Origin of the sequence: Streptomyces sp. So13.3, from assembly GCF_005860785.2 — a bacterium.
Classification (GTDB): Bacteria; Actinomycetota; Actinomycetes; order Streptomycetales; family Streptomycetaceae; genus Actinacidiphila; species Actinacidiphila fildesensis.
The window spans coordinates 5020071-5044613 of the sequence record NZ_CP048835.1 but is presented as its reverse complement, the minus strand read 5'-3'; the positions used below and the strand labels follow the sequence as shown (position 1 = coordinate 5044613).

Below are 24543 nucleotides of genomic sequence, written 5' to 3'. Positions count from 1 at the left end.
CGCGCCGGGTCGTTCAGCAGATCTCGGGCTGCTGGGGCCGGGAGGGGCTGGCGTGCGCGCCCGCGCACGGCCCGGCCGGGTCGCCCGCTGCGTCGATGCCGCCCAGCAGATACGTCTCGGCCCACTGGCCCAGCTCGTGCAGGGCCGGGCCGAGACCGAGGCCGGCCTCGGTGAGCCGGTAGGTCACGCGCAGCGGCGGGCCTTCGTCGACCTCACGGACGACCAGTCCGGCGTCGACCAGCTCGCTCAACCGGTCCGACAGCATGCGCTCGCTGATCTTGGGGAGGGCTCTCCGCAGGTCGGCGTAGTACGCCGCCCGCTGGGTGAGGACGGCCACGATCAGCCCGGTCCACCGTTTTCCCAGCAGCTCGAAGACGCGCGTGAGCGCGATGTCGACGCCCGTACACACCTCGGCCCCGAGCTCTGCCTGCGCCTGCTGTCCCCGTTGCATGGGTACAGCGTACTGCCGTCCCACTTGCTACTGCAGAAAAGTAAGCTACTGTGATATCAATAGCTACATACGAAAGAACGCAGACGCCCACGGTGGCGCGACGTTCGCCCCGTCTTCCGAGAGTGGAGGCATTCCCATGCCCACCTTGCTGCACATCGACTCCTCCGCCTTCCACGAGGGCTCCGTCTCCCGCGAGGTCGCCGCGACCTTCCGCAAGGAATGGGAGGCGCAGCACCCGGACGGCACCGTGATCTACCGCGACCTCGCGGCCGATCCGCTCCCCCATCTCACCGCCGACGCCATCACGGCGTCCTTCGTCCCGGCGGCCGACCACACCCCCGAGCAGCGGGCCGCCCACGCTCTGCGGGAGACCCTCGCCGAGGAGCTGGAGCGGGCCGACGCGGTGCTGATCGGCACCCCGATGTACAACTTCACGATCCCCTCCAGCCTCAAGGCATGGCTGGACCAGGTGATCATCATCGGCCGCACCGGCGGCGAGGGGTCCACGGTGGCCGGCACCCCGGTCACGGTCGTGACCGCCCGCGGCGGTTCGTACGCCGCCGGCACCCCGCGGGAGAGCTTCGAGTTCGCCTCGAACTACCTGGAGAAGGTCCTCACCGGCATGCTCGGCCTCGAAGTCGACTTCATCGTCCCTGAGCTGACGCTCGCTCATGTGAAGCCGGAGATGGCCGACCTCCGGGACCTGGCCGACGCGTCGCGCACCCGCGCCCACGAGGAAGCGGTCTCCAAGGCCAAGGCACTCGCCGTCCGCCTGGCAGCCTGAGGCCCCTCGCCCTGCCGTCTGCGTTACGTGTCACCCGTTACGCGCCGCTGGCCCCGCCCGATTCCGGGCGGGGCCATTCGCGTCCCTCCAGCGCCTCGATGCTGCGGTTGAACCGGGTGAGTACGTCCTCGAACTGCCCGATCTCCCGCGGCGTCCAGTCCGCGAGCACCCAGCCCAGGCCTTCCAGATGGACCGCCCGGTCGGCTGTCAGCCGGTCCTTGCCGGCACTGGTGATCCGCAGCTTCCGCGCCATTCCGCCGTCCGGATCCGCGACGCGCTCCGCCAGCCCGGCCCGCAGCAGCGCCGCCGTCTGCCGGTTGACCGTCGAGGTGTCGAGGCCGAAGGCCTCCGCGAGCTGTCCGATGGACATCGCGCCGTCCGCTTCGATCCTGGTCAGCAGCAGATAGGCGGACTTCTCCAGCCGCCCGCCCGCCGGGTCCCGGCGGGCCATCACCTGGTGCCGGGCGACAAGCATCAACTCCCGTTCGAGTCGCTCCAGCACACTGCCTCCTATGTCACCGCGTCCTGCGCGCCGCGCGTACCCACGAGGGACGCAATGTGCACGATACACAGCCTGTGTATCGTGCACATCAACAACTTCACCCGGAGGCGGTACACGTGCCCCAGATATCCGATCCAGTGGCCCGCGACCGGGGCAGCTCCATCGTCGTGGTGCTCGCGTTCGCGGGCATCGTCGTGGCGGTCATGCAGACCCTCGTGGTCCCGCTGATCCCCGAACTCCCCAAGCTGCTGCACGCCTCCGCCTCCGACGCCTCATGGGTGATCACCGCCACCCTGCTGGCCGGCGCGGTCGCCACCCCCGTCATGGGCCGGCTCGGCGACATGTACGGCAAGCGGCGGATCCTGCTCTTCAGCCTCGGCCTGCTGATCATCGGCTCGCTGATCTGCGCCTTCACCACCTCGCTGCTCCCGATGGTGGTCGGCCGGGCCTTCCAGGGCGGCGCGATGGGCGTCATCCCGCTCGGCATCAGCATCATGCGTGACGAGCTGCCCAAGGAGCGGATGGGCTCCGCGATGGCCCTGATGAGCTCCTCGCTCGGCATCGGCGGGGCGCTCGGCATGCCGGGTGCCGCGGCGATCGCCCAGCACTTCGACTGGCACTCGCTGTTCCTGTGCTCGGCCGGGCTCGGGGCGGCGGCCGCCGCGCTCATCTTCTTCCTGGTCCCCGAGTCGACGGTGCGCACCCCCGCACGGTTCGACTTCCCCGGTGCGGTCGGGCTCTCGGCGGGGCTGGTCTGCCTGCTGCTGGCGGTGTCCAAGGGCGGCGACTGGGGCTGGGGCAGCGGCACCACCCTCGGACTGCTCGGCGCCGCCGTGCTGATCCTGCTCGGCTGGGGCACCTTCGAGCTGCGGACCACCGCGCCGCTGGTGGATCTGCGGACCACCGCCCGCCCCCAGGTGCTGCTCACCAACCTCGCGTCGGTCCTGGTCGGGTTCGCCCTCTTCGCGATGTCGATCGTGCTTCCGCAGCTCCTGCAGTTGCCCAAGGCGACCGGTTACGGTCTCGGCCAGTCGATGGTCGCGGCCGGGCTGTGCCTGGCGCCCGCCGGGCTGGTGATGATCGTGATCTCCCCGCTGTCGGCGCGGATCTCGGCCGCCCGCGGCCCGAAGACCTCGCTGATGCTGGGCGTGACGGTGGTCGCCGCCGGTTACGCCATGGGGCTGTTCCTGATGGACACCGTCTGGGAGGTCATCCTGGTATCGGCGGTGATCGGCACCGGCATCGCGCTCGCCTACGCCGCCATGCCCGCACTGATCATGGGCGCCGTGCCGCTGTCGGAGACCGCGGCCGCCAACGGCCTCAACACCCTGATGCGGTCGATCGGCACCTCGGTCTCCAGCGCGGTCGTCGGTGTGGTGCTCGCCCATATGACGCATCCGTTCGGCGGCATGCCGCTGCCCACGCTGAACGGTTTCCGCGTCGCGTTCGCGATCGCCTGCGGGGCCGGCCTCGCCGCCCTGCTGATCGCGGCCTTCATCCCGGCCCGCCACACCCGGCCGCAGCTCGCGGCTTCCGGCCCGGCCACGGTCAACGCGCCCGCCGACCAGCCCGCCTAGGAGTCCACCGGCGAACACCGCGGACACGGCGAACGCTGCAGACGGAGCAGACGCCGAAGACACGGCAGACACAGAAGGGCCGCGCGACAGTCGTCGCGCGGCCCTTCCGCAGGTGACGCCGAGGTCAGAGGTTGACGCCGAAGTCCTGCGCGATACCGCGCAGCCCCGAGGCGTAGCCCTGGCCGACGGCCCGGAACTTCCACTCCGCGCCGTTGCGGTACAGCTCGCCGAAGACCATCGCGGTCTCGGTGGAGGCGTCCTCGGTGAGGTCGTAACGAGCCAGTTCGTTGTTGTCCGCCTGGTTCACCACACGGATGAACGCGTTGCGGACCTGGCCGAAGCTCTGCTGACGGCTCTCGCCCTCATAGATCGAGACCGGGAACACGATCTTGTCGACCTCGGGCGGAACGGTCGCGAGGCTGACCTTGACGGCCTCGTCGTCGCCCTCGCCCTCACCCGTGAGGTTGTCGCCGGTGTGCTCGACAGAACCGTCCGGGCTCTTGAGGTTGTTGAAGAAGATGAAGTGCTTGTCCGAGACAACCTTGCCGGTCGTATCGACCAGCAGCGCACTCGCGTCCAGGTCGAAGTCGGTGCCGGTCGTCGTGCGCACGTCCCAGCCCAGGCCGACGGTGACCGCCGTCAGTCCGGGGGCCTCCTTCGTCAGCGAGACATTGCCGCCTTTGGAGAGGCTGACACCCATGATGGACTCCCTGCTCAATCCGGCGCGGGCCGCGCCGCTTGACGATTCCTTTGCCCAATAGCTCCAACGGACACCACCCTGCCCCGGTTCCCGCCGGCCTGCCACCCTTGCGCGGCCGGTCCGCACCGGCCGCTCCGCCACTCGGCCGATCGGTGCCGATCCAGCGGCTCCGCGTGCCGGCGCCGGGCACCCGGCACCGGCACGCGGTTCAGCGCGCGCGGCCCGCGACCTGGTCGGCGGCCCAGCGGGCCCATTCCTCCTGCATGGCGGTGAAGCGCAGCCCGTACTCCAGGGCCAGCCGGCCGTAGACGGACGGCTGGTCGTCGCCCCAGTCCACCGCCGCCTCCAGCTCCTTCAGCGAGGCCCGGTGATCGGCCGCGCGGGAGGCCTCGTTCCCGAGGTACGCGCACGCCTCCACCGGAGTGAGCACGCCCAGGAAGAAGACCCGCAGCAACGTTTCGCTGCGGCGCACCCGGTCGGGTTCCGTCTCGGTGAGCCAGTGCCGCAGCTCGGCGAGGCCTTCGTCGGTGAGGGCGTACTCCTTGCGGCCGCGCGGTCCTTCCGCGGCCACTTCCAGCAGGCCCGTATCGGCGAGACGCCCCAGCTCGCCGTAGACCTGGCTCTGGGTCGCGGGCCAGACATTGGCGAGGGAGGTCTCGAACAGTTTCATCAGGTCGTAGCCGCTGGCCGGACGTTCGACCAAGAGGCCCAGCAGTGCGTGGCGGAGGCTCATGTGGTCCATCCTACCTTCCACTCTTGACACGTCAATGCTGGACGTTCTACTTTTGACACGTCGGAAATGGAATACCGGAAACCCGGACACCAGACCGGACCACTGGAAGGCTTGTCATGAACTACCTGCGCGGCTTCATCCCCTGGATCGCCTTCGCCGCCGTCTCCTCGGCCGGCTGGCAGTGGGGAGCCCTCACCGGTCTTGTCCTCGGCATCTGGCTGCTGATCCAGGACCGCAAGGCGGGCATCGCCGCCGAGTCCCAGATCCTGGAGTTCAGCACGATCGCGTTCTTCGCGGTCCTCAGCGTGGTCGCCTTCTCCCGTCCGGACTCCGGCCTGGAGGACTACAGCGGGGCGCTCTCGCTCGGCTGGCTGGCCGTCACCGCCTGGGCCACCCTCGCCGTCCGCCGCCCCTTCACCACCGGCATCGCCAAGCGCCAGGCGCCGCCCGAGGTGTGGAACACCCCGGTCTTCCGCCGGATCAACGTGGTGATCACCGCCGCCTGGGCCGCCGCCTTCACCGTGACCGCCGCCGTACTGATCCCCATCTACGCCGCGGACCTGGGCAGCGGTGTCTCGATCCCGGTCCAGGTCGCCGGCTTCGTGGTCCCCGCGCTCTTCACCGCCCGTTACCCGGACCGCGTCCGGGCCCGCCTCTCCGAGCCCGGCACGCAGGAAGGCTGACCCCGCATGACCCAGCAGCCCGCCGTCGCCCCGCACCTGTCCGGCAACTTCGCCCCCGTCGCGGAGGAACTGACCGCCTACGACCTGCCGGTCACCGGATCGATCCCACCCGAGCTGACCGGCTGGTACTTGCGCAACGGCCCCAACCCGCAGGACGCCGCCTCCCCGCACTGGTTCTTCGGCGCCGGGATGGTGCACGGCGTCCGTCTGGAAGGCGGCCGCGCCACCTCGTACCGCAACCGCTGGGTCCGTACCTCGACCTTCACCCACGGCGCCCGGATCTATGACGACCAGGGCAATCTGGATCTCACGGCCGGCCCCGCCAACACCCACATCGTCCGGCACGCGGGCCGCACCCTCGCCCTGGTCGAGGCCTCGTTCCCGTACGAGATCGACTGCCGCCCGGGGCATGAGCTGGAGACCGTCGGACCGCACGACTTCGGCGGCCGGCTCGAGACCCCGATGACCGCCCACCCCAAGACCTGCCCGACCACCGGGGAGCTGCACTTCTTCGGTTACGGCGGGCTCACCGCGCCGTACCTCACGTACCACCGGGCCGACGCCTCCGGCGAGTTGGTCGTCAGCCGCCCCGTGGACGTCCCGGCGCACACGATGATGCACGACTTCCATCTCACCGCCTCCCACGTGGTGTTCATGGATCTGCCCGTGGTCTTCAACCTCCAGGAGGCCATGCGCCCCGGCGGCGGCATGCCGTACCAGTGGGACCCGGCCTACGGCGCCCGGCTCGGCGTGCTGCGCAGGGACGATCCGTACGGCGTCGTCCGCTGGTTCCCGATCGACCCCTGCTACGTCTTCCACGGGCTCAACGCGTACGACGAGGGCGACGGTGACCGGATCGTCCTGCACGTCACGCGCTATCCGCACCACTACGCGCCGGATCTGGTCCACCGGCCCGCCACCTTGTGGCGCTGGACGCTGGACCTCGTGACGGGCACCGTCGCCGAGGAGCAGATCGACGACCGGCCGTGCGAGTTCCCCCGGGTCGACGACCGGCTCGCCGGACAGCCGGCCCGGTTCGGCCATGTCACCACGGCCGAGGGTCTGGGACGCGGGCCGGTGGCCGGCGCCCTGGTCCGCTACGACCTGCGGACCGGCGGCGTCACCAGCCATGAGTTCGCGCCCGGCCGCACCCCCGGCGAAGCCGCCTTCGCCCCGGCGGACGACCTCGCGGGCGGCCCCGGCTGGCTGCTCACCTATGTGTACGACGCCGGCACCGGTACCAGTGACCTGGTGATTCTGGACGCCGAGCACCTCGCCGCCCCGCCGGTCGCGACCATCCACCTGCCCCAGCGGGTGCCCTACGGATTCCATGGCAACTGGCTTCCCGACCAGTGAGCGGCCCTCTGGAACCGGCCGATGGCGATACCGAACCTGTCTCATTTCCAAGATACGGAAACAATATTCCGAAATAGGCCGCAGAATCTGGGTATGCAGACACAGGCCGTGCCGGCGCGGGAAGCCACCCCGCCAGCTGTCCCGCCGCTCAGGAAAGCCGCCGCCGAACTGGTCGGCACCGCCGCCCTGGTGGCCGTCGTGGTCGGCTCCGGCATCCAGGCCACCCGCCTCAGCCACGACGTCGGGGTGCAGCTGCTGGCCAATGTGCTGGCCACCGCCCTGGGACTCTGGGTGCTGATCACCCTCCTCGCCCCGGTCTCCGGCGCGCATCTCAACCCCGTGGTCACCCTCGCCGACTGGTGGACCGCACGCGGCGGCCCGACCGCGTACGGCGCCCGGACCGTGGCCCTCTACGTCCTCGCGCAGACCACTGGCGCCATCGCCGGATCGGTGCTCGCGGACGCCATGTTCGACCGCCCGCTGATCAGCTGGTCCACCCACGACCTGTCGGCCGGGCATCTGCTGCTGGGCGAAGTCGTCGCCACCACCGGACTCGTCCTGCTCGTCACCGGCCTGGTCCGCAGCGGCCGTACGCAGCTGGCACCCGTCGCCGTCGCGACCTATATCGGCGCCGCCTGCTGGTTCACCTCCTCCAGCTCGTTCGCCAACCCCGCCGCCACCGTCGGCCGCTCCTTCAGCGACACATTCACCGGCATCGCCCCCGGATCACTGCCCGGCTTCATCGCCGCCCAGCTGACCGGAGCCGTCCTCGGACTGGCCCTGGCCACCGCGCTCTTCACCCCGAAGAAGCCCTGAGGGAGCCCCCGTGGCAGCCAGGACCGGGTCTTGATGAAGAACTGAATCACTGCTTCACTTCTACGCATGCCCTACCGCAGGACCCCCACCATCCAGGCGCGCCTCGACGCCCAGCGCGACGCCGTACTCCACGGAGCGGTCGAGCTGCTCGCCGAACGCGGATACGCCGCCTGCTCGGTGGCCGCGGTCGCCGAACGGGCGGGTATCGCGGCCGGCAGCGTGTACCGCTCGTTCCCCAGCAAGGCCGAGCTCGTCGCGGAGCTGTTCCGGGTGGTCTGCAGCCGGGAGGTCGAGGCCGTCCGGGCCGCCGCCAACCGGCCCGCCGACCTGCCCGACCGGGTCGCCGCGATCATCGAGACCTTCGCCGGACGGGCCCTGAAGTCACCGCGGCTGGCCTACGCCCTGCTCGCCGAGCCGGTCGACGCCGCCGTCGACGCCGAACGGCTCGTCTTCCGCCGCGCGTTCCGCGATGTGATCGCGGAACAGATCGCCGCCGGAGTCGCCTCCGGACGACTGCCGGCCCAGGACCCCCAGCTCACCGCCGCCGCCCTGGTGGGGGCCGTCGGAGAAGCCCTCGTCGGCCCGCTCGCCGACGGCGGCGCACCCGACGACCTGATCCCCGCCCTCGTCTCCTTCGCCCTACGCGCTCTGGGAGGACGCAATGCCGCAGACTCATGAGGTCACCAACCAAGCACCGCCCCTGACCGGCCACGATGTCGCCGCCGACGCCACCCTCATCGAGGGCCTGCACCGCCAGGGCGCCGGCTGGTCCGAGGACTCGCTGCACACCCTGGGAACGCTCGCCGGCACCGAACACGCCCAGGAACTGGGCCGGTTGGCCAACGAGAACGAACCGGTGCTGCGCACCCACGACCGGTACGGCAACCGCATCGACGAGGTCGAGTTCCACCCCGCGTGGCACGAACTGATGGACACCGCCGTCAGCCACGGCCTGCACGCGGCCCCCTGGCGCGACGACCGGCCCGGCGCCCATGTCGCCCGCGCCGCCAAGCTCTACGTCTGGGGCCAGGTCGAAGCCGGCCACATCTGCCCGGTCTCCATGACGTACGCCGTCGTCCCCGCCCTGCGCGCCAACCCCACGCTCGCCGCCGCGTACGAGCCGCTGCTCGCCGCCCGCGAGTACGACTTCGGGCTCCGCGCCCCGGCCGGCAAGCGCGGTCTCATCGCCGGTATGTCGATGACCGAGAAGCAGGGCGGCTCGGACGTCCGCAGCAACACCACCCGGGCCGTTCCGGCCGGTGGCGAGGCCGGCACGTACACGCTGACCGGCCACAAGTGGTTCACGTCCGCGCCCATGTCGGACCTGTTCCTGACCCTCGCGCAGGCCCCCGGCGGCCTCTCCTGCTTCCTGCTGCCGCGCGTCCTCCCCGACGGCACCCGCAACCGCATCCAGCTGCAGCGCCTCAAGGACAAGCTCGGCAACCGCTCCAACGCCTCCGCCGAGATCGAGTACGACGGCGCCCTCGGGTATCTCGTCGGCGAGGAGGGCCGCGGGGTCCGCACCATCATCGACATGGTCAACCTGACCCGTCTGGACTGCGTCCTGGGCACCGCCACCGCCATGCGTGCCGGGCTGATCCGGGCCGTCCACCACACCGCGCACCGCTCGGCGTTCGGTGCCCCGCTCATCGACCAGCCGCTGATGCGCAACGTCCTGTCGGACCTCGCCGTCGAGTCCGAGGCCGCCACCACCGTGGCGTTCCGGCTGGCCGGCGCCACCGACCGCGCGGCGCGCGGCGACGCCGCCGAGGAGTCCTTCCGCCGGCTGGCGCTCGCCGTCACCAAGTACTGGGTGTGCAAACGCGGCCCTGTGCACGCCGCGGAAGCCCTCGAATGCCTCGGCGGCAACGGCTACATCGAGGAATCGGGCATGCCCCGCCTCTACCGCGAGGCACCGCTGCTGTCGGTCTGGGAGGGCTCGGGCAACGTCTCCGCGCTCGACGCACTGCGCGCGATGGCCCGTCAGCCCGACTCCGTCGAGGCGTTCTTCGCCGAGATCGACCTGGCGGCGGGCGCCGACCGGCGGCTGGACGCGTCCGTGGCGGAGCTCAAGAAGGAGCTCGGCGACCTCACCGACCTCGAATTCCGCACCCGCCGCATCGTGGAGTCGATGGCGCTGGTCCTGCAGGGCTCGCTGCTCGTCCGGTACGGCAGCCCCGCGGCCGACGCCTTCTGCGCCTCCCGGCTCGGCGGCGACCACGGCCGCGCCTTCGGCACCCTCCCCGCCGGCACCGACACCGCACCCCTCATCGACCGCGCCCGCCACCTCCTGTGACCGCCCCCGACGACGCGCCGGAAGACCCCGCCGACGCCCCGGTCCAGGTCGAGCGCGACGGCCCCGTCACCACCGTCGTCCTGAACCGCCCCGGGGCGCGCAACGCCGTCGACGGCCCCACCGCCGCCGCCCTCGCCGCAGCCTTCCGGGACTTCGACGCCGACCCCGACGCCGCCGTCGCCGTCCTGTGGGGCCGGGGCGGCACGTTCTGCGCCGGCGCGGACCTCAAGGCCGTCGGCACCGCCCGCGGCAACCGGGTCGCCGAGGACGGCGACGGCCCGATGGGACCCACCCGGCTGCGGCTCTCCAAACCCGTCATCGCCGCGATCAGCGGCCACGCCGTCGCGGGCGGACTGGAACTCGCCCTGTGGTGCGATCTGCGGGTCGCCGAGGAGGACGCCGTCCTCGGCGTCTTCTGCCGCCGCTGGGGCGTTCCGCTGATCGACGGCGGCACCGTCCGGCTGCCCCGCCTCATCGGCGAGAGCCGGGCGACGGACCTGATCCTCACCGGCCGCCCGGTACCCGCCCCCGAGGCCCACGCCATCGGCCTCGTCAACCGCCTGGTACCCCCCGGCGAAGCCCTGCGGGCCGCCCGCGAACTCGCCGCCGACATCGCCCGCTACCCCGCCGCCTGCATGCGCGCCGACCGAGAGTCCACCCGCACCCAAGCCGGCCTCCCCGAACCCGAAGCCCTCCGCCAAGAACTCCACAACGCCTCCGCCGCCCTCGCCGGAATCACCGAAGGCGCCCACCGCTTCACCTCCGGCCTCGGCCGCCACGGCGACTTCGACACCATCTGACGACCCGCCGACGGTGATGTGCGGCACGAACAAGTGCCGCACATCACACCGACCCGCCGCACACCGGCCGGAGCACAGGACACCGAACCACCCGGACAACGAAAAACGGCCCCTCCGAGCGACTTTCGTCACTCCGGAGAGACCGTTCAACGGTTCTACTCTGTGCGCGAGGGGGGATTTGAACCCCCACGTCCCGAAGGACACTGGCACCTGAAGCCAGCGCGTCTGCCGTTCCGCCACTCGCGCAATAAGTGGCGCCGGTCGATGCTCCTTCACTCTCCGGACCGTGGTCCGGGCAGTGCGGGAGCGCCTTCCGACTCGAGAAGATTAGCACGGCGGCAGGGGTGGAATCACACCCGTTTCCGCCCGCCCACCGGGGCGGACACGGCCCGGGGCCGGAGCCCGTCCGGGTGTCGGGCTCCGAAGGCGTCCGCGCCGTGTACCCCGGCTCCCACCGGGCAGGGTTGTCCGGAGAGCACCGCGCTGTACGGCCGCGCCCCCGGTTGCGGGACACTGGACAGGAGCCGCATCTACCATCCGAGTGGACCGTGTGAGGGTTGACACTGCTCCGTCCCACGGGATCGGGGAACCAGCCGTTTTCCCGGCGCGTGGATACGATCAGTAAGCAGTATCGGAAGAGCCCGAGGAGGGAGGTGCCCCATGGGAGTAATGAAGCGCTTCGAGCAGCGTCTCGAGGGCTTTGTGAACGGCACCTTCGCCAAGGTGTTCAAGAGCGAGGTCCAACCGGTCGAGATCGCGGGCGCGCTCCAGCGTGAGTGCGACAACAACGCCACGATCTGGAACCGCGACCGCACTGTGGTGCCCAACGACTTCATCGTCGAGCTGAGCACGCCCGACTTCGAGCGACTCAGTCCGTACTCCGTGCAGCTCGGCGAGGAACTCGCCGGCATGGTGAAGGACTACGCCAAGCAGCAGCGCTACACCTTCATGGGCGGCATCAAGGTCCACCTGGAGAAGGCCGACGACCTCGACACCGGCCTGTACCGGGTGCGCAGCCGCACGCTCGCGTCCAGCGAGTCCCAGCAACCGCAGCCCCACCAGCAACAGCAGCCGCAGCCGATGCAGCGGCACGAGCCGCCGCGCACCGCGGCGCCGTATCGTCCCTCGGGACCGCCCCCGATGCCGGCGGGACCGCCTCCGGGCGGACGTGCCGGCGGACCGGCACCCGTGACGCGGCTGCCCGGCGCCGGATCGCCCTCGGGCGGTCCCGGCGGCGGCGCGGTGCGGCGCTGGATCGAGATCAACGGCAACCGGCACCAGATTTCCCGGCCGACGCTCGTTCTCGGCCGCAGCACCGAGGCTGATGTCAGGGTCGACGACCCCGGCGTCTCGCGCCGGCACTGCGAAATCAGGGTCGGATCGCCTTCCGTGGTCCAAGACCTCGGATCAACAAACGGCATTGTGGTGGACGGGCAGCACACCCAGCGCGCTACGCTCCGCGACGGCTCTCGCATCGTCGTCGGGAGCACCACCATCGTGTACCGGCAAGCCGAAGGGTGAAGCGGGGGCAATGTCAGAGCTGACCCTGACGGTCATGCGGTTGGGTTTCCTCGCCGTACTGTGGCTGTTCGTCATCGTCGCGGTACAGGTCATCAGAAGTGACCTGTTCGGGACCCGGGTGACCCAGCGCGCGGCACGGCGCGGGGCCGACCAGTCCCGCCCGCCGCAGCAGCGCCAACAACAGGCGCAGAACCAGCGGCAACAGCCGCAGAACAACCGACAGCGCCGTGGCGCCCCGACCAAGCTGGTCGTCGCCGAGGGCTCGCTGACGGGTACCACGGTCGCGTTGCAGGGCCAGACCATCACGCTCGGCCGGGCGCACGACTCAACAATCGTGCTCGACGACGACTACGCGTCCAGTCGGCATGCCAGGATCTACCCGGACCGGGACGGCCAGTGGATCGTCGAGGACCTCGGATCCACCAACGGCACTTATCTGGACCGGAATCGGCTGACCACGCCGACCCCGGTGCCGATCGGCGCGCCGATCCGCATCGGGAAGACCGTCATCGAGCTGCGGAAGTAGTCGCACAATGGGCGAGCGGAGCCAGCGAGCGAGAGGGTGGGCAGCGTGCGGATGTACCCGGAGCCGACGGGCGAGGTGCGCATGACTCTGAGCCTGCGTTTCGCCGCCGGTTCGCACAAGGGCATGATCCGGGAGGGCAACGAGGACTCCGGCTATGCCGGTCCGCGCCTGCTCGCGATCGCCGACGGCATGGGCGGCCAGGCGGCCGGTGAGGTCGCCTCGTCCGAGGTGATCTCCACCATCGTCACGCTCGACGACGACATTCCCGGTTCCGACATCCTGACGTCGCTCGGCACCGCCGTGCGGCGCGCCAACGACCAGCTGCGCGTCATGGTCGAGGAGGACCCACAGCTGGAGGGCATGGGCACCACGCTCACCGCTCTGCTGTGGACCGGGCAGCGGCTCGGTCTCGTCCACGTCGGCGACTCCCGCGCGTACCTGCTCCGCGACGGTCTGCTCACGCAGATCACGCAGGACCACACCTGGGTGCAGCGGCTCGTCGACGAGGGCCGGATCACCGAGGAGGAGGCCACCACCCACCCGCAGCGCTCCCTGCTGATGCGCGCGCTGGGCAGTGGCGAGCACGTGGAGCCGGACCTGTCGATCCGCGAGGTGCGGGTCGGCGACCGGTATCTGATCTGCTCCGACGGGCTCTCGGGTGTCGTCAGCCACCAGACGCTCGAGGACACCCTCGCGGGGTACCAGGCACCCAACGAGACCGTGCAGGAGCTGATCCAGCTCGCGCTGCGCGGTGGCGGCCCCGACAACATCACCTGCATCGTCGCCGACGTCCTGGACGTGGACGACAGCGACACGCTGGCCGGACAACTGAACGACACCCCGGTGGTCGTGGGCGCCGTCGCCGACAGCCAGCTGCCGCTCTCCGACCCGCGGCATCTGCAGACCCCGGCCGGCCGCGCCTCGGAGCTGGGCCGCACGCCCCCGCCGCAGCAGACGGGCCCCGCGGGCTCCTTCGGCCCGCCCGGCAGCGGCGATCCGACGATGGCCGGCGCGGCGCCGATGGGCTCCTTCGGCTCGTTCGACGACGCGGACCTCGACAAGCCGGTCAAGAAGCGCAAGTGGCTGAAGCGCTCGGTGATCCTGGTCGTCATCCTCGGCGTCATCGGCGGCGGCCTGTACGCCGGCTACCGCTGGACGCAGACCCAGTACTACGTCGGCGCCAAGGACCAGCACGTCGCCGTCTACCAGGGCATCGACCAGAAGCTGGCGTGGATCAGCCTGTCGAAGGTCCATCAGGACCGCCCCGAGATCGAACTCAAGTACCTGCCGGCCTACCAGCGCGACCAGGTCGAGGCCACGATCGCGCTGAGCAGCCTCGGCCAGGCCACCGACAAGGCCGACGAGCTGGCCAAGCAGGCCGACGTCTGCAAGAAGGTCGAAACGAGCAAGACCAACGCCGCGAAGGCCAAGGCCGCCGCGAAGGCGGCTCAGGACAAGCTGAACAAGCCGACCGGCACCGTCCCGACACCTGGCCCCACTGGCCCCACCCTCTCGCCCGACGAACAGAAGCTGGCCCCGCAGTGCGGCACCCAGCAGTAGTACGAGGAGGGGGCAGCTCTTCATGAGTGCCAGCAACACCAGCACCATCTCTTCCGTCGGCGCACCCAGCCGGCGCAACACCGAGCTCGCACTGCTCGTCTTCGCCGTTCTGATCCCGGTCTTCGCGTACGCCAACGTCGGCCTGGCCAAGGACGGCTCGCTGCCCGCCGGCCTGCTCGCCTACGGCCTCGGCCTCGGCCTGCTCGCGGGCATCGCGCACCTCATCGTGCGGAAGTTCGCGCCGTACGCGGACCCGCTGATGCTGCCGATCGCGACGCTGCTCAACGGCATGGGTCTGGTGTTCATCTGGCGGCTGGACCTGGAGCCCTCGCTGGGCAAGGCGATGGCGCCGACCCAGCTGATGTGGTCCACGCTCGGCGTCGCGCTCTTCGTCGCCGTGCTGGTCGTGCTCAAGGACCACCGGATCCTGCAGCGCTACACCTACATCTCCATGGTGGTGGCGCTGGTCCTGCTGATCATGCCGGTGTTCTTCCCCGGCATCAACGGCGCCAAGATCTGGGTCACCATCCCGGGTGTGGGTTCGCTGCAGCCCGGTGAGTTCGCGAAGATCATCATCACCGTCTTCTTCGCCGGCTACCTGATGGTCAAGCGGGACGCGCTGGCGCTCGCCAGCCGCCGCTTCATGGGCCTGTACCTGCCGCGCGGCCGCGACCTCGGCCCGATCCTGGTGCTGTGGGTGCTCAGCCTGCTGATCCTGGTCTTCGAGACCGACCTCGGCACCTCGCTGCTCTTCTTCGGCCTGTTCGTGATCATGCTGTACGTCGCCACCGAGCGCACCAGCTGGATCGTCTTCGGCCTGGTGCTGTCGGCCGCCGGCGCGGTCTTCGTCTCCACCTTCGAGCACCACGTCAAGGACCGCGTCGACAACTGGCTGAACCCGCTCGCGCTGGTCAACGGCGGGGTCACCGAGACCGCCCAGACGATGTACGCGTTCGGCTCCGGCGGCATGTTCGGCTCAGGACTGGGCCAGGGGTACTCCCGGCTCATCGGCGGTATCGCCCCGAAGAGCGACTACATCCTCGCCACCGTCGGCGAGGAGCTCGGCCTGGCCGGCCTGATGGGCGTCCTGCTGCTCTACGGGCTGCTCATCGAGCGCGGTGTCCGCACCGCCCTCGCGGCCCGCGACCCGTTCGGCAAGCTGCTCGCGATCGGCCTGTCGGGCGCCTTCGCGCTGCAGGTCTTCGTGGTCGCCGGCGGCGTCACCGGCCTCATCCCGCTGACCGGTATGACCATGCCGTTCCTCGCCCAGGGCGGTTCGTCCGTCATCGCGAACTGGGCCCTCGTGGCCATCCTGCTGCGCATCAGCGACACCGCGCGACGCCCGGCACCCAGCCCCGCCCCGTCAACCGATGCCGAACCGACCCAGGTGGTGCGCACCCAGTGAACAAGCCCCTGCGACGGGTCGCAGTCTTCTGCGGCCTGCTCGTCCTCGCCCTGCTGATCCGCGTCAACTATGTGCAGTTCGTCACGGGTGACGAACTGGCGAACGACAAGCACAACCGGCGCGTGAGCATCAACCAGTTCGCCCAGCCGCGCGGCGACATCGTCGTCGGCGACAAGTCGCTCACCGGCAGCGTCGAGACGCCCGGCAGCGACTTCAAGTACAAGGCGACCTTCAAGGACGGCCCCATGTGGGCCCCCGTCACCGGCTACGCCTCGCAGGCCTACCAGACGTCGTTCCTCGAAGGCGTCTACGACAAGTTCCTCACCGGCAACGACGACCGGCTCTTCTTCAACCGCACCATCGACATGCTGACCGGCAAGGAGAAGCAGGGCGGCAAGGTCATCACGACCCTGAACGCCAAGGCCCAGCTCGCCGCGTTCACCGGCCTCGGCAACAAGAAGGGCGCGGTCGCCGCGCTCGACCCCCGTACCGGCGCGATCCTGGCGCTGGCCAGCACGCCCTCGTACGACCCGTCGTCCATCGCCGGCACCTCCAAGAAGACCGACGAGAAGAACTGGCTGGCCCTGCAGAAGGCCAACAACCCCGACGACCCGATGCTCAACCGGGCGCTGCGCCAGGTCTACCCGCCCGGCTCGACGTTCAAGGTCGTCACCGCCGCCGCGGCGCTGGAGAACGGCCTCTACACCGACGTCGACGCCGAGACCAGGTCGCCACTGCCCTACAAGCTGCCGCAGAGCTCGCGGAACCTGGAGAACGAGGGCGACCTGCCGTGCAAGAACGCCTCGCTGCGGGTGGCCCTGAAGGTGTCCTGCAACACCGTCTTCGGCCGCATCGGTCAGGACCTCGGTAAGGACAAGATGCGCGAGGAGGCCGAGAAGTTCGGCTTCAACAAGGAGATCCTGACCCCGGTCCGCGCCGACGCCAGCGTCTACTCCAAGAACATGGACGAGCCGTCCAACGTGCTCTCCGCGATCGGCCAGTACAACACCGCGGCCACCCCGCTGCAGATGGCCATGGTCGCCGCCGCCATCGCCAACGACGGCAAGCTCATGCAGCCGTACATGGTGGACAAGCTGCAGGCGCCGAACCTGAACGTGATCGAGCAGACGAAGCCCGAGACGTACTCGCAGCCGGTGTCGGCCGCCAACGCCCAGAAGCTCCAGCAGATGATGGAGACCGTGGTCAAGGAGGGCACCGGCACGAACGCCCAGATCGACGGCGTCACCGTCGGCGGCAAGACCGGCACCGCGCAGAACGGTGTCGGCAACAGCAAGAACCCGTACGCCTGGTTCATCTCGTACGCCAAGACCGCCGACGGCTCCCCGGTCGCCGTCGCCGTCGTCGTTGAGGACTCCGACGCCTCCCGTGGCGACATCTCCGGTGGCGGCCTGGCCGCGCCGATCGCCAAGAAGGTCATGGAGGCCGTACTGAACAAGTGACGCGGGGAACGTGACGCACGTCACCCACCGGGCAGTTTCCACCCCATAACCACCCCATCGCCGCACGTGGCGATACCGGTCGGATATCGGGACCCGGTCACGTCCCGGATCCATCGAGCGTGCCGGGTACCGTATGCCCGAGCATCCACAGGGCACGGTTAGGGAAGGGCAAGAGCTATGGAAGAGCCGCGTCGCCTCGGCGGCCGGTACGAGCTGGGTTCGGTGCTCGGCCGCGGTGGTATGGCCGAGGTGTACCTCGCCCACGACACCCGGCTCGGCCGCTCCGTCGCTGTGAAGACGCTCCGGGTGGATCTCGCCCGCGACCCGTCCTTCCAGGCCCGGTTCCGCCGTGAGGCCCAGTCGGCCGCCTCCCTGAACCATCCGTCGATCGTCGCCGTGTACGACACCGGCGAGGACTACGTCGACGGTATCTCGATCCCTTACATCGTCATGGAGTACGTCGACGGCTCCACCCTCCGCGAACTGCTGCACTCCGGGCGCAAGCTGCTGCCCGAGCGCTCGCTGGAGATGACCGTCGGCATCCTGCAGGCCCTGGAGTACTCGCACCGCGCCGGCATCGTGCACCGTGACATCAAGCCCGCGAACGTGATGCTCACCCGCAACGGCCAGGTCAAGGTCATGGACTTCGGCATCGCCCGCGCCATGGGCGACTCCGGCATGACGATGACGCAGACCTCCGCCGTCATCGGCACCGCCCAGTACCTCTCTCCCGAGCAGGCCAAGGGCGAGCAGGTCGACGCCCGCTCCGACCTCTACTCGGCCGGCTGCCTGCTGTACGAGCTGCTGACCGTGCGCCCGCCGTTCGTCGGCGACTCCCCGGTGGCCGTGGCGTACCAGCACGTGCGCGAGGACCCGCAGCCCCCGTCGGTCTGGGATCCCGAGATCACCCCCGAGATGGACGCCATCGTCCTCAAGGCGCTGGCGAAGGACCCGGACTACCGGTACCAGTCCGCCGACGAGATGCGCGCGGACATCGAGTCGTACCTCGACGGCCAGCCCGTGGGGGCGACCGCCGCCATGGGATCCGTCGGCTACGGCGGGTACGGGGACGGCGCGGCGACCACGGCGCTGCCCTCGCAGAACCCCGCGACCTCCATGCTTCCCCCGGTCCGCGACGACGACGGGGGCTACGGCTACGACGACCGTCCCGACCGCCGCCGGCAGAAGAAGAACCACACCTCGACCGTGCTGCTGGTGCTGGCCGGCATCCTCGTCCTGGTCGGCGCGATCTTCCTGGGCCAGGCGCTGTTCAACAAGAAGGGCGCGCCGGATTCCCTGACGGCCCCGAACCTCGTCGGCAAGTCCTTCGCCGACGCCCAGAGCGCGGCCGCCAACCTCGACCCGGCCATCAAGGTCGTCAAGGGCGAGACCAAGTTCTGCGACGCCCAGCCGGCGAACTCGGTCTGCGACCAGCTGCCGAAGGCCAACGACCCGCTCGCGGCCGACAAGACGATCACGGTCTCCATCTCCAAGGGCGTCGCCCCGACCTCCGTCCCGGACGTCGTCAACGACAAGTTCGAGGACGCCAAGAAGACCCTTGAGGACAAGGGATTCCAGGTCAAGGAGGTGACCGAGACGTCCAACACCAAGGACGACGGCACGGTCACCAAGCAGGACCCCGCGGGCGGCACCCTCAAGCCGAAGGACACGGTCGTCACGCTGACCGTCGCCAAGAAGCCCGAGGAGATCACGGTCAAGGACGTCACGCAGATGCCCCTCGCCCAGGCGAAGCAGACGCTCATCGACCAGGGTCTGAAGGTGCGGACCCAGGACGAGGAGTCGGCCGACAAGCCGGTGGGCTCCATCATCCGGCAGGACCCGGCGGGCGGCAGCACGGCCCAACCGGACCAGACGGTCACCCTGTTCATCGCCAAGGCGCCGCAGCAGCAGAACCTCACCGTCCCCGGTGACCTGGTCGGCAAGACGCTGAAGGACGCCAAGAACCAGCTGGAGGGCATGGGCCTGAAGGTCCAGGTCCTCGGCCCCAAGAAGGACGACGCGGTCGTCGCCCAGTCCTTCCCGCAGGCGAACCAGCCCGTCCAGCAGGGCGGCACGGTCCAGCTCTTCACCACCGGTGGAACCGGCGGCGGGGACAACGGCGGCCTGTTCGGCAACTGACAGCGCCGGACCGGGCAGCAACCGGAGCACGAGCACAACGAGGGGGCCACGGACACCGCGTCCGTGGCCCCTTCGTGCTGCTGCTCCGTCTGTCAGCCCAGTTCGGCGGGCGGGGTGCGGTTCGCGTCGACCTTGTCGGTGCGGACCAGTTCGGCCCAGACCACGTAGCGGTACCGGGAGGTGTAGACGGGGGTGCAGGTGGTCAGGGTGATGTAGCGGCCCGGCTTCTTCCTGCCGGAGTCCGCCGGGATCTGGTCGATGACGCCGACGTTGTACTTCGAGGTCTCGTCGAGGACCGAGTAGACCTTGTAGACGTACCAGGTGTCCTTGTCCTCGAAGACGACCGGATCGCCGTTCCTGAGCTTGTCGATGTTGTGGAACTTGGCGCCGTGGCCGTCCCGGTGGGCGGCGAGGGTGAAGTTGCCCTGCTTGTCCCACGGCATGGCCGACTTGACGGGCTGGTCGTAGTAGCCGGCGACGCCCTCGTTGAGGATGTCGGTGTCGGTGCCCTTCTTGACCAGGACCTCGAAGTTCCTGCCCATCGCGGGGACATGGAGGAACCCGATGCCGTCCTTGGTGTCGAGGCCGCGGGGGCCGGGGGCGGCCCAGCCCTGCCGGACCTTGTCGCCGTCCCGCTTCGCGTGGCGATCGGCTATCACGTTCGTCCACCACAGCGAGTAGACGACGAACAGGGCGAGCACCAGCCCTGCGGTGATCAGCAGTTCACCGATCACACTGATGATGGCCGCGACCGGGCCCCGCCCGCCGCGATTGGTCGTCGTCACCGCTGTTCCGTTCTGTGGCAGTCCGTTGTCCGGCCGGGGCCGGTCAGTCGGGCAGCGCGGCAGGCTTGCCCTGACTGCGCGGCCGTTCCTCGACCATCTTGCCCCAGACGATCATCCGGTAGGTGCTGGTGAACTCCGGGGTGCAGGTGGTCAGGGTGATGTAGCGGCCCGGCTTGGTGAATCCGGAGCCCTGCGGGACCGGCTGGATCACCTTGACGTTCGAGGGGGAGGTGCTCGGCAGCACACTCGTCATCTCGTACGTGTAGTACGTGCTCTCGGTCTCGACCACGATCTTGTCGCCCGGCACCAGCTTGTTGATGTAACGGAACGGTTCTCCATGGGTGTTGCGGTGGGCCGCGAGCGCGAAGTTGCCCTGCTTGTCCCACGGCATCGCCGTCTTCAGCGCACCCGTGTAGTGGCCGATCATGCCCTTGTCCAGGACACTGTGCTTGGAGACGCCCTCGGCGATCGGGGCCTTCACATCCAGTTTGGGTATGTACATGATCGCGAAGCCCTGGCCGGGGGAGAAGGCGTCGGCCTTGCGGTCGTCGTTCTTCTTCGCGCTCTTGTCGTTGTTCCACTGGTTCTGCAGCGCGCTGGTCGCACCGCTGGCCTGCTGATGGGCGCGGATGTTGGTCCACCAGAGCTGGTACGTCACGAAGAGCAGCATCAGCACGCCGACCGAGATGAACACCTCGCCGATCACCCGGCTGAGGATCACCGCGGCGCTGTCCTTGGCCGCCCGCTCCGCCCGTCGGGCCTCCAGGCGGGTCATGGGGACCGCCGGAGCCGCCTGGGCGCTCTCGGAGGCCGTGGAGGCGGTGGAGGCCCCGGAAGCCGCCCGGCCCCTGGCGCGGTGCCCAGCGCCCTGCTTGGCCGCCTTACGGCGCTCGGCACGGCCGCCGGGCGCCGGAGCACCCGTCGTGGGAGTGCCCGTCGGCGTGGCCGCGGTTTCCTCCGCGGCGCCGGTCGCGCCGGGTGCTCCGGTCCCGGCCGGCTCGTCCGGCGTTCCGTCCGGGCGCACGGCCGGGAACTGCTCCGTCTCGCCGGGCACGCCCCTGCGCCGGACCCTGGGGGGCGCGGGCGCGGGGGTGGGCGCCGGTACCGGCGCGGGCGCCGGAGTGGATACGGCGGGCCCCGCGTCGTAACCGCTGGCGTACCCGCCCTCGTACGTCCTGCCGTATCCCTCGTCGTACGCGGCGGGCGCCTCGTCGTACGCGGGCGGCGGCGCGGGCGCCTGCTGCTCCGGCGATACGGACGTCTGCTGCGGCGCCTGCTGGGACGCCTGGTGGGACGCCTGGTGCGGCATCTCGTGCGGGCGGAACCAGGGGGAGCCGATGACCTCCTGGCCCGCGTCGGAGGCGTCGGCAGGTGCCGGTGGTGCGGGTGTTGACGGTGCTGCGGGTGTGGGAGGGGGTTCCGCCGCTTCGGCCGGCGCCCGAAGCGGCCCGCGGCCCGGAAGGGGGTCGCTGAGCGGGTCCGCGAGCTGTCCGACCGCCACCGCGAACTGCCCCGTGTCCTCGTAGGACGGGGGCTCGTCCGGGCGGAGCCCGGTCACGCCCCGGCCCTGCCGACCACGGGCGCCAGTCCCGTCGAACGGTCGGGGGCGCCTTCGTCTCCGCACGCCACCAGCCAGTTGGCGAGCATCAGATGGCCCCATTCGGTGAGCACCGACTCGGGGTGGAACTGGACGCCCTCGACAGCCGCGTCACGGTGCCGCAGCCCCATGATGATGCCGCTGTCGGTCCAGGCCGTGACCTCGAACTCCGGCGGCACGGTGTCCCGTTCGACCGCCAGTGAGTGGTAGCGCGTCGCGGTGAAGGGCGACGGCAGCCCGGCGAACACCCCGGTCCCGGTGTGCGTCACGGCCGAGGTCTTGCCGTGCAGCAGCTCGGGCGCCCGGTCGACCACGCCGCCGTAGGCGACGGCCATGGACTGCAGGCCCAGGCAGACGCCGAAGACCGGTACCCCGGTCTCCGCGCAGTGCCGGACCATGTCGATACAGACCCCGGCCTGCTCCGGCGCGCCGGGGCCGGGGGAGAGCAGCACCCCGTCGAAGCCGTCCTGCGCGTGCGCGAGCTCGACCTCGTCGTTGCGCAGCACCTCGCACTCGGCACCGAGCTGGTAGAGGTACTGGACCAGGTTGAAGACGAAGCTGTCGTAGTTGTCCACGACGAGGATGCGAGCGGTCATCGGACGGCGGCCATCCCGTTCGTCGCGTTCATACCGTTGTCCACGGTCACATCGTTGAACGGCAGCAGCGGTTCGGCCCACGGGAAGACGTACTGGAACAGGACGTACACGACAGCCAGGGCCAGCACGAGCGAGATCAGCGCTCTGAGCCACACGTTGCCCGGCAGATGCCGCCAGATCCAGCCGTACATGCGCTGCCTTCCTTCCCGGTTCCCCGGAACAGAGTAAGGGGAGATCGGCGGGACCGGTGGCCTACCCGGACAAACCCTTCGGCCGGCCCTGCTCGGCGGGGCTCACCGTCTCCAGGTGCGCCCAGGCGATGAGCCGGTGGCTGTGGCCCCACTCGGGGTCGCAGGTCGTCAGCGTCAGATAGCGGCCCGGCGCGGTCCAGCCGGACTCCCTCGGCACCGGGTCGATGACGCCGACGTCGGTGGGGACGGTACGGAAGGGGTCGCGGTCCAGGACGTACGTGTACCAGGACGTGCCGTCGAAGAGGTAGACGCGGTCGCCCTTGCGCAGCTTGGGGAAGTCCTTGAAGGGATCGCCGTAGGTGCGCCGGTGGCCGGCCACCGAGAAGTTGCCGGTCTCCCCGAGCCGCGCGGTGTCCGTGTAGTGCCCCAGCCCCTTCTTCAGCACGCCGGAGCCGGTGCCCTGCAGGACGGGCTTGTGCCAGCCGGAGCCGAGCCGGGGTATGTACATGACGGCGAACGACGTGCCGTTCCGGTACGGCGCCGGGGCCGCCGCAGGCGGGGCGGCGGACGGTGTGCCGCCCGTCGCGGTCGGGGCGGGGGTGGGTTCCGCGGGGGCCAGGGATCCGGTGGCCCAGGTGTTCTGCAGCCGGTCGAGCTCGCCGTTCATCGCGCTGTCCGCGCGCACGCCGGTCCAGAACAGGATGTAGACGACGAAGAGGACGATCAACGCACCCGCGGTGACGCACAGTTCGCTCAGCGTCCGCACCACCAGCCGGATCGCCATCGGCGCCCCCGCCCCCTCGCCCCGCCGCCGGTCGCGAATCCGGTCAGGAGACGGGCTTCGCGTAGTGGAGATCCACTGTGCCGGAGTAGCCGGGAAGAGTCACCCGGTTGTCCGCCCCCACTTTCCAGCCGAGCCCGTAGGCGTTGACGTACTGGAGGTAGTTCTGGATGGTCGCGTTCCGGTCGATGGCGGCGCGCAGCTTCTTCTGGTCACCCACAGCGGTGATTCTGTACGGCGGGGAGTAGACGCGGCCCTGGAGGATCAGGGTGTTGCCGACGCAGCGGACCGCGCTGGTGGAGATCAGCCGCTGGTCCATGACCCGGATGCCCACCGCTCCGCCCTCCCACAGCGCGTTGACCACGGCCTGCAGGTCCTGCTGGTGGATGACCAGGTCGTTGGGCTCCGGGTCGGGCACGCCGGGGACGAGCGCGGTGGCGTTCGGCGGGGCGTCGTTGAGGGTGACGTTCAGCGCCGGGCCGGTCAGCGCCTTCGTGCCGGCTTCCTCTTCGAGCGCATCGAGCTGCTTGCGGTTCGCGTCGGTGGCGCCGATGCCCTGGCGGGTGAGGGTGTCGACATCGTTCCGGACCGCGGTGAGCTGCTTCTCCAGCTCCTGGTTCCGGCTGCTCTGCTTGCGCACGTTGTCCGAGAGCTTGGGCAGCGGGTCGTCGCTGCGGATGTTGACGCCCTTGGCCGTGTCGAAGCTCATCCAGAAGATCAGTCCGGCGAGCGCGAAGACTCCCGCACTGAGCGTCCGCAGTACTACGGTGCGGGTGGAAGGACGAGCGGGAGAAGGACGGGAGGAGGGCGCGTCGCCGGAATCGGTCACCGTACCCTTGTCTCCTTCACACCCGAGGAAGCACTACGCTAACGGACGCCCGTCCGCGGTGGTGCCCCCACCCGCCCGGCCAGCCTCACATCCCCGACATCCCCGCGCGGTTACGCAGCGCATCGACAGGAGAGTCCCTCGTGCCGAAGTCACGGATCCGCAAGAAGGCCGACTTCACTCCGCCGCCGGAGAAGACGCAGTCGATAAAGCTCAAGTCCGGCTTCAACTGGGTCGCGCCCCTGATGCTGGCGCTCTTCGTCATCGGCCTGGCCTGGATCGTCCTCTTCTACGTCACGCAGGGCAGCCTGCCGGTCGACGCGCTGGGGAACTGGAACATCGTGGTGGGCTTCGGCTTCATCGCGGGCGGATTCGTGGTCTCCACGCAGTGGAAGTAGCCGGCTCCCGAGCTGGCCCGGACGGTTCTCCCCAGAGTTGTCCACACGGTTATCCACAGT

25 protein-coding genes and 1 tRNA gene are annotated in these 24543 nt (G+C 70.0%); 15 read left to right on the top strand and 11 right to left on the bottom strand.

All coding sequences use genetic code 11. The annotated features are described in order from the left end of the window. Positions 1-13: 13 nt before the first annotated feature. On the bottom strand, positions 14-451 hold the full coding sequence (locus C8250_RS22685; RefSeq protein WP_138351214.1) for a helix-turn-helix domain-containing protein: 438 nt from the start codon (positions 449-451) through the stop codon (positions 14-16). Between the two features lie 136 nt (positions 452-587). Here C8250_RS22685 and C8250_RS22680 point away from each other — a divergent pair, with 136 nt between their 5' ends. Next, positions 588-1235 (top strand): NAD(P)H-dependent oxidoreductase, encoded by a 648-nt coding sequence (locus C8250_RS22680; RefSeq protein ID WP_138351213.1) that lies wholly within the window; start codon positions 588-590, stop codon positions 1233-1235. A gap of 37 nt (positions 1236-1272) precedes the next feature. Here C8250_RS22680 and C8250_RS22675 read toward each other — a convergent pair whose 3' ends face one another. Continuing rightward, positions 1273-1710, bottom strand: coding sequence for a MarR family transcriptional regulator (locus C8250_RS22675; RefSeq protein WP_138351339.1), 438 nt, complete (start codon positions 1708-1710; stop codon positions 1273-1275). Positions 1711-1907: 197 nt separating this feature from the next. On the opposite strand from C8250_RS22675, the gene C8250_RS22670 reads away from it, so the two are divergent. Beyond that, a complete protein-coding gene (locus C8250_RS22670; protein WP_138351338.1) occupies positions 1908-3314 on the top strand; it encodes an MFS transporter in 1407 nt (468 codons plus the stop codon). 124 nt (positions 3315-3438) lie between these two features. On the opposite strand, the gene C8250_RS22665 is transcribed toward C8250_RS22670, so the two are convergent. Next, positions 3439-4014 (bottom strand): TerD family protein, encoded by a 576-nt coding sequence (locus C8250_RS22665; protein WP_138351212.1) that lies wholly within the window; start codon positions 4012-4014, stop codon positions 3439-3441. A gap of 208 nt (positions 4015-4222) precedes the next feature. Further along, positions 4223-4747, bottom strand: coding sequence for a PadR family transcriptional regulator (locus C8250_RS22660; protein ID WP_138351211.1), 525 nt, complete (start codon positions 4745-4747; stop codon positions 4223-4225). A gap of 116 nt (positions 4748-4863) precedes the next feature. Between C8250_RS22660 and C8250_RS22655 the strand changes: the two genes are divergently transcribed. The 6 genes from C8250_RS22655 to C8250_RS22630 all read left to right on the top strand — a co-directional run bounded on the left by C8250_RS22655 (position 4864) and on the right by C8250_RS22630 (position 10698). Further along, the gene (locus tag C8250_RS22655; RefSeq protein ID WP_138351210.1) at positions 4864-5430 is read left to right on the top strand and encodes a hypothetical protein; all 567 of its coding nucleotides are present in this window, start codon (positions 4864-4866) and stop codon (positions 5428-5430) included. Positions 5431-5436: 6 nt separating this feature from the next. After that, positions 5437-6786, top strand: a complete 1350-nt coding sequence (locus C8250_RS22650; protein WP_138351209.1) for a carotenoid oxygenase family protein — start codon at positions 5437-5439, stop codon at positions 6784-6786. A gap of 93 nt (positions 6787-6879) precedes the next feature. Further along, entirely contained in the window at positions 6880-7602 is a 723-nt protein-coding gene (locus C8250_RS22645; RefSeq protein WP_187144949.1) for an MIP/aquaporin family protein, read from the top strand. Positions 7603-7668: 66 nt separating this feature from the next. Next, on the top strand, positions 7669-8280 hold the full coding sequence (locus C8250_RS22640) for a TetR/AcrR family transcriptional regulator (RefSeq protein WP_138351207.1): 612 nt from the start codon (positions 7669-7671) through the stop codon (positions 8278-8280). Beyond that, positions 8264-9898, top strand: a complete 1635-nt coding sequence (locus tag C8250_RS22635) for an acyl-CoA dehydrogenase family protein (protein WP_138351206.1) — start codon at positions 8264-8266, stop codon at positions 9896-9898. The genes C8250_RS22640 and C8250_RS22635 overlap by 17 nt, the downstream gene beginning before the upstream one ends. Further along, positions 9895-10698: a crotonase/enoyl-CoA hydratase family protein gene (locus tag C8250_RS22630; RefSeq protein WP_138351205.1), complete on the top strand. Its 804-nt coding sequence runs from the start codon at positions 9895-9897 to the stop codon at positions 10696-10698. Before C8250_RS22635 ends, C8250_RS22630 begins: the two co-directional genes overlap by 4 nt. A 163-nt stretch (positions 10699-10861) precedes the next feature. Here C8250_RS22630 and C8250_RS22625 read toward each other — a convergent pair. After that, positions 10862-10944, bottom strand: a tRNA-Leu gene (locus C8250_RS22625). A 414-nt stretch (positions 10945-11358) separates the two neighbouring features. Between C8250_RS22625 and C8250_RS22620 the strand changes: the two genes are divergently transcribed. The 6 genes from C8250_RS22620 (at position 11359) to pknB (ending at position 19309) form a co-directional block, all read left to right on the top strand. Then, positions 11359-12219: a DUF3662 and FHA domain-containing protein gene (locus C8250_RS22620; protein WP_138351204.1), complete on the top strand. Its 861-nt coding sequence runs from the start codon at positions 11359-11361 to the stop codon at positions 12217-12219. Positions 12220-12229: 10 nt separating this feature from the next. Continuing rightward, a complete protein-coding gene (locus C8250_RS22615) occupies positions 12230-12745 on the top strand; it encodes an FHA domain-containing protein (protein WP_138351203.1) in 516 nt (171 codons plus the stop codon). Between the two features lie 51 nt (positions 12746-12796). Continuing rightward, positions 12797-14305 (top strand): PP2C family serine/threonine-protein phosphatase, encoded by a 1509-nt coding sequence (locus tag C8250_RS22610; protein ID WP_269283049.1) that lies wholly within the window; start codon positions 12797-12799, stop codon positions 14303-14305. Between the two features lie 22 nt (positions 14306-14327). Continuing rightward, positions 14328-15710, top strand: a complete 1383-nt coding sequence (locus C8250_RS22605) for an FtsW/RodA/SpoVE family cell cycle protein (protein ID WP_138351201.1) — start codon at positions 14328-14330, stop codon at positions 15708-15710. After that, on the top strand, positions 15707-17170 hold the full coding sequence (locus C8250_RS22600; RefSeq protein ID WP_138351200.1) for a penicillin-binding protein 2: 1464 nt from the start codon (positions 15707-15709) through the stop codon (positions 17168-17170). The genes C8250_RS22605 and C8250_RS22600 overlap by 4 nt, the downstream gene beginning before the upstream one ends. A gap of 177 nt (positions 17171-17347) precedes the next feature. Further along, positions 17348-19309 (top strand): Stk1 family PASTA domain-containing Ser/Thr kinase, encoded by a 1962-nt coding sequence (gene pknB, locus C8250_RS22595; RefSeq protein WP_138351199.1) that lies wholly within the window; start codon positions 17348-17350, stop codon positions 19307-19309. A 92-nt stretch (positions 19310-19401) separates the two neighbouring features. On the opposite strand, the gene C8250_RS22590 is transcribed toward pknB, so the two are convergent. The 6 genes from C8250_RS22590 to C8250_RS22565 all read right to left on the bottom strand — a co-directional run bounded on the left by C8250_RS22590 (position 19402) and on the right by C8250_RS22565 (position 24088). Further along, a complete protein-coding gene (locus C8250_RS22590; RefSeq protein WP_244809293.1) occupies positions 19402-20094 on the bottom strand; it encodes a class E sortase in 693 nt (230 codons plus the stop codon). A 43-nt stretch (positions 20095-20137) separates the two neighbouring features. Next, entirely contained in the window at positions 20138-21652 is a 1515-nt protein-coding gene (locus C8250_RS22585; RefSeq protein WP_244809291.1) for a class E sortase, read from the bottom strand. Then, positions 21649-22287 (bottom strand): aminodeoxychorismate/anthranilate synthase component II, encoded by a 639-nt coding sequence (locus tag C8250_RS22580; RefSeq protein WP_138351196.1) that lies wholly within the window; start codon positions 22285-22287, stop codon positions 21649-21651. Before C8250_RS22580 ends, C8250_RS22585 begins: the two co-directional genes overlap by 4 nt. Further along, positions 22284-22478 (bottom strand): hypothetical protein, encoded by a 195-nt coding sequence (locus C8250_RS22575; RefSeq protein WP_138351195.1) that lies wholly within the window; start codon positions 22476-22478, stop codon positions 22284-22286. Before C8250_RS22575 ends, C8250_RS22580 begins: the two co-directional genes overlap by 4 nt. A gap of 61 nt (positions 22479-22539) precedes the next feature. After that, positions 22540-23262, bottom strand: coding sequence for a class E sortase (locus C8250_RS22570; protein WP_138351194.1), 723 nt, complete (start codon positions 23260-23262; stop codon positions 22540-22542). 43 nt (positions 23263-23305) lie between these two features. Next, the gene (locus tag C8250_RS22565) at positions 23306-24088 is read right to left on the bottom strand and encodes a DUF881 domain-containing protein (protein WP_244809289.1); all 783 of its coding nucleotides are present in this window, start codon (positions 24086-24088) and stop codon (positions 23306-23308) included. A 140-nt stretch (positions 24089-24228) separates the two neighbouring features. On the opposite strand from C8250_RS22565, the gene crgA reads away from it, so the two are divergent. Beyond that, a complete protein-coding gene (gene crgA, locus C8250_RS22560) occupies positions 24229-24483 on the top strand; it encodes a cell division protein CrgA (protein ID WP_138351193.1) in 255 nt (84 codons plus the stop codon). Positions 24484-24543: the final 60 nt, after the last annotated feature.

Bases quoted from the DNA above. Each gene is read 5' to 3' on its own strand.
- C8250_RS22685 (WP_138351214.1), bottom strand. From the start codon at position 451: ATGCAACGGGGACAGCAGGCGCAGGCAGAGCTCGGGGCCGAGGTGTGT.
- C8250_RS22680 (WP_138351213.1), top strand. From the start codon at position 588: ATGCCCACCTTGCTGCACATCGACTCCTCCGCCTTCCACGAGGGCTCC.
- C8250_RS22675 (WP_138351339.1), bottom strand. From the start codon at position 1,710: ATGCTTGTCGCCCGGCACCAGGTGATGGCCCGCCGGGACCCGGCGGGC.
- C8250_RS22665 (WP_138351212.1), bottom strand. From the start codon at position 4,014: ATGGGTGTCAGCCTCTCCAAAGGCGGCAATGTCTCGCTGACGAAGGAG.
- C8250_RS22660 (WP_138351211.1), bottom strand. From the start codon at position 4,747: ATGAGCCTCCGCCACGCACTGCTGGGCCTCTTGGTCGAACGTCCGGCC.
- C8250_RS22655 (WP_138351210.1), top strand. From the start codon at position 4,864: ATGAACTACCTGCGCGGCTTCATCCCCTGGATCGCCTTCGCCGCCGTC.
- C8250_RS22650 (WP_138351209.1), top strand. From the start codon at position 5,437: ATGACCCAGCAGCCCGCCGTCGCCCCGCACCTGTCCGGCAACTTCGCC.
- C8250_RS22645 (WP_187144949.1), top strand. From the start codon at position 6,880: ATGCAGACACAGGCCGTGCCGGCGCGGGAAGCCACCCCGCCAGCTGTC.
- C8250_RS22640 (WP_138351207.1), top strand. From the start codon at position 7,669: ATGCCCTACCGCAGGACCCCCACCATCCAGGCGCGCCTCGACGCCCAG.
- C8250_RS22635 (WP_138351206.1), top strand. From the start codon at position 8,264: ATGCCGCAGACTCATGAGGTCACCAACCAAGCACCGCCCCTGACCGGC.
- C8250_RS22620 (WP_138351204.1), top strand. From the start codon at position 11,359: ATGGGAGTAATGAAGCGCTTCGAGCAGCGTCTCGAGGGCTTTGTGAAC.
- C8250_RS22615 (WP_138351203.1), top strand. From the start codon at position 12,230: ATGTCAGAGCTGACCCTGACGGTCATGCGGTTGGGTTTCCTCGCCGTA.
- C8250_RS22610 (WP_269283049.1), top strand. From the start codon at position 12,797: ATGTACCCGGAGCCGACGGGCGAGGTGCGCATGACTCTGAGCCTGCGT.
- C8250_RS22605 (WP_138351201.1), top strand. From the start codon at position 14,328: ATGAGTGCCAGCAACACCAGCACCATCTCTTCCGTCGGCGCACCCAGC.
- pknB (WP_138351199.1), top strand. From the start codon at position 17,348: ATGGAAGAGCCGCGTCGCCTCGGCGGCCGGTACGAGCTGGGTTCGGTG.
- C8250_RS22580 (WP_138351196.1), bottom strand. From the start codon at position 22,287: ATGACCGCTCGCATCCTCGTCGTGGACAACTACGACAGCTTCGTCTTC.
- C8250_RS22575 (WP_138351195.1), bottom strand. From the start codon at position 22,478: ATGTACGGCTGGATCTGGCGGCATCTGCCGGGCAACGTGTGGCTCAGA.
- C8250_RS22570 (WP_138351194.1), bottom strand. From the start codon at position 23,262: ATGGCGATCCGGCTGGTGGTGCGGACGCTGAGCGAACTGTGCGTCACC.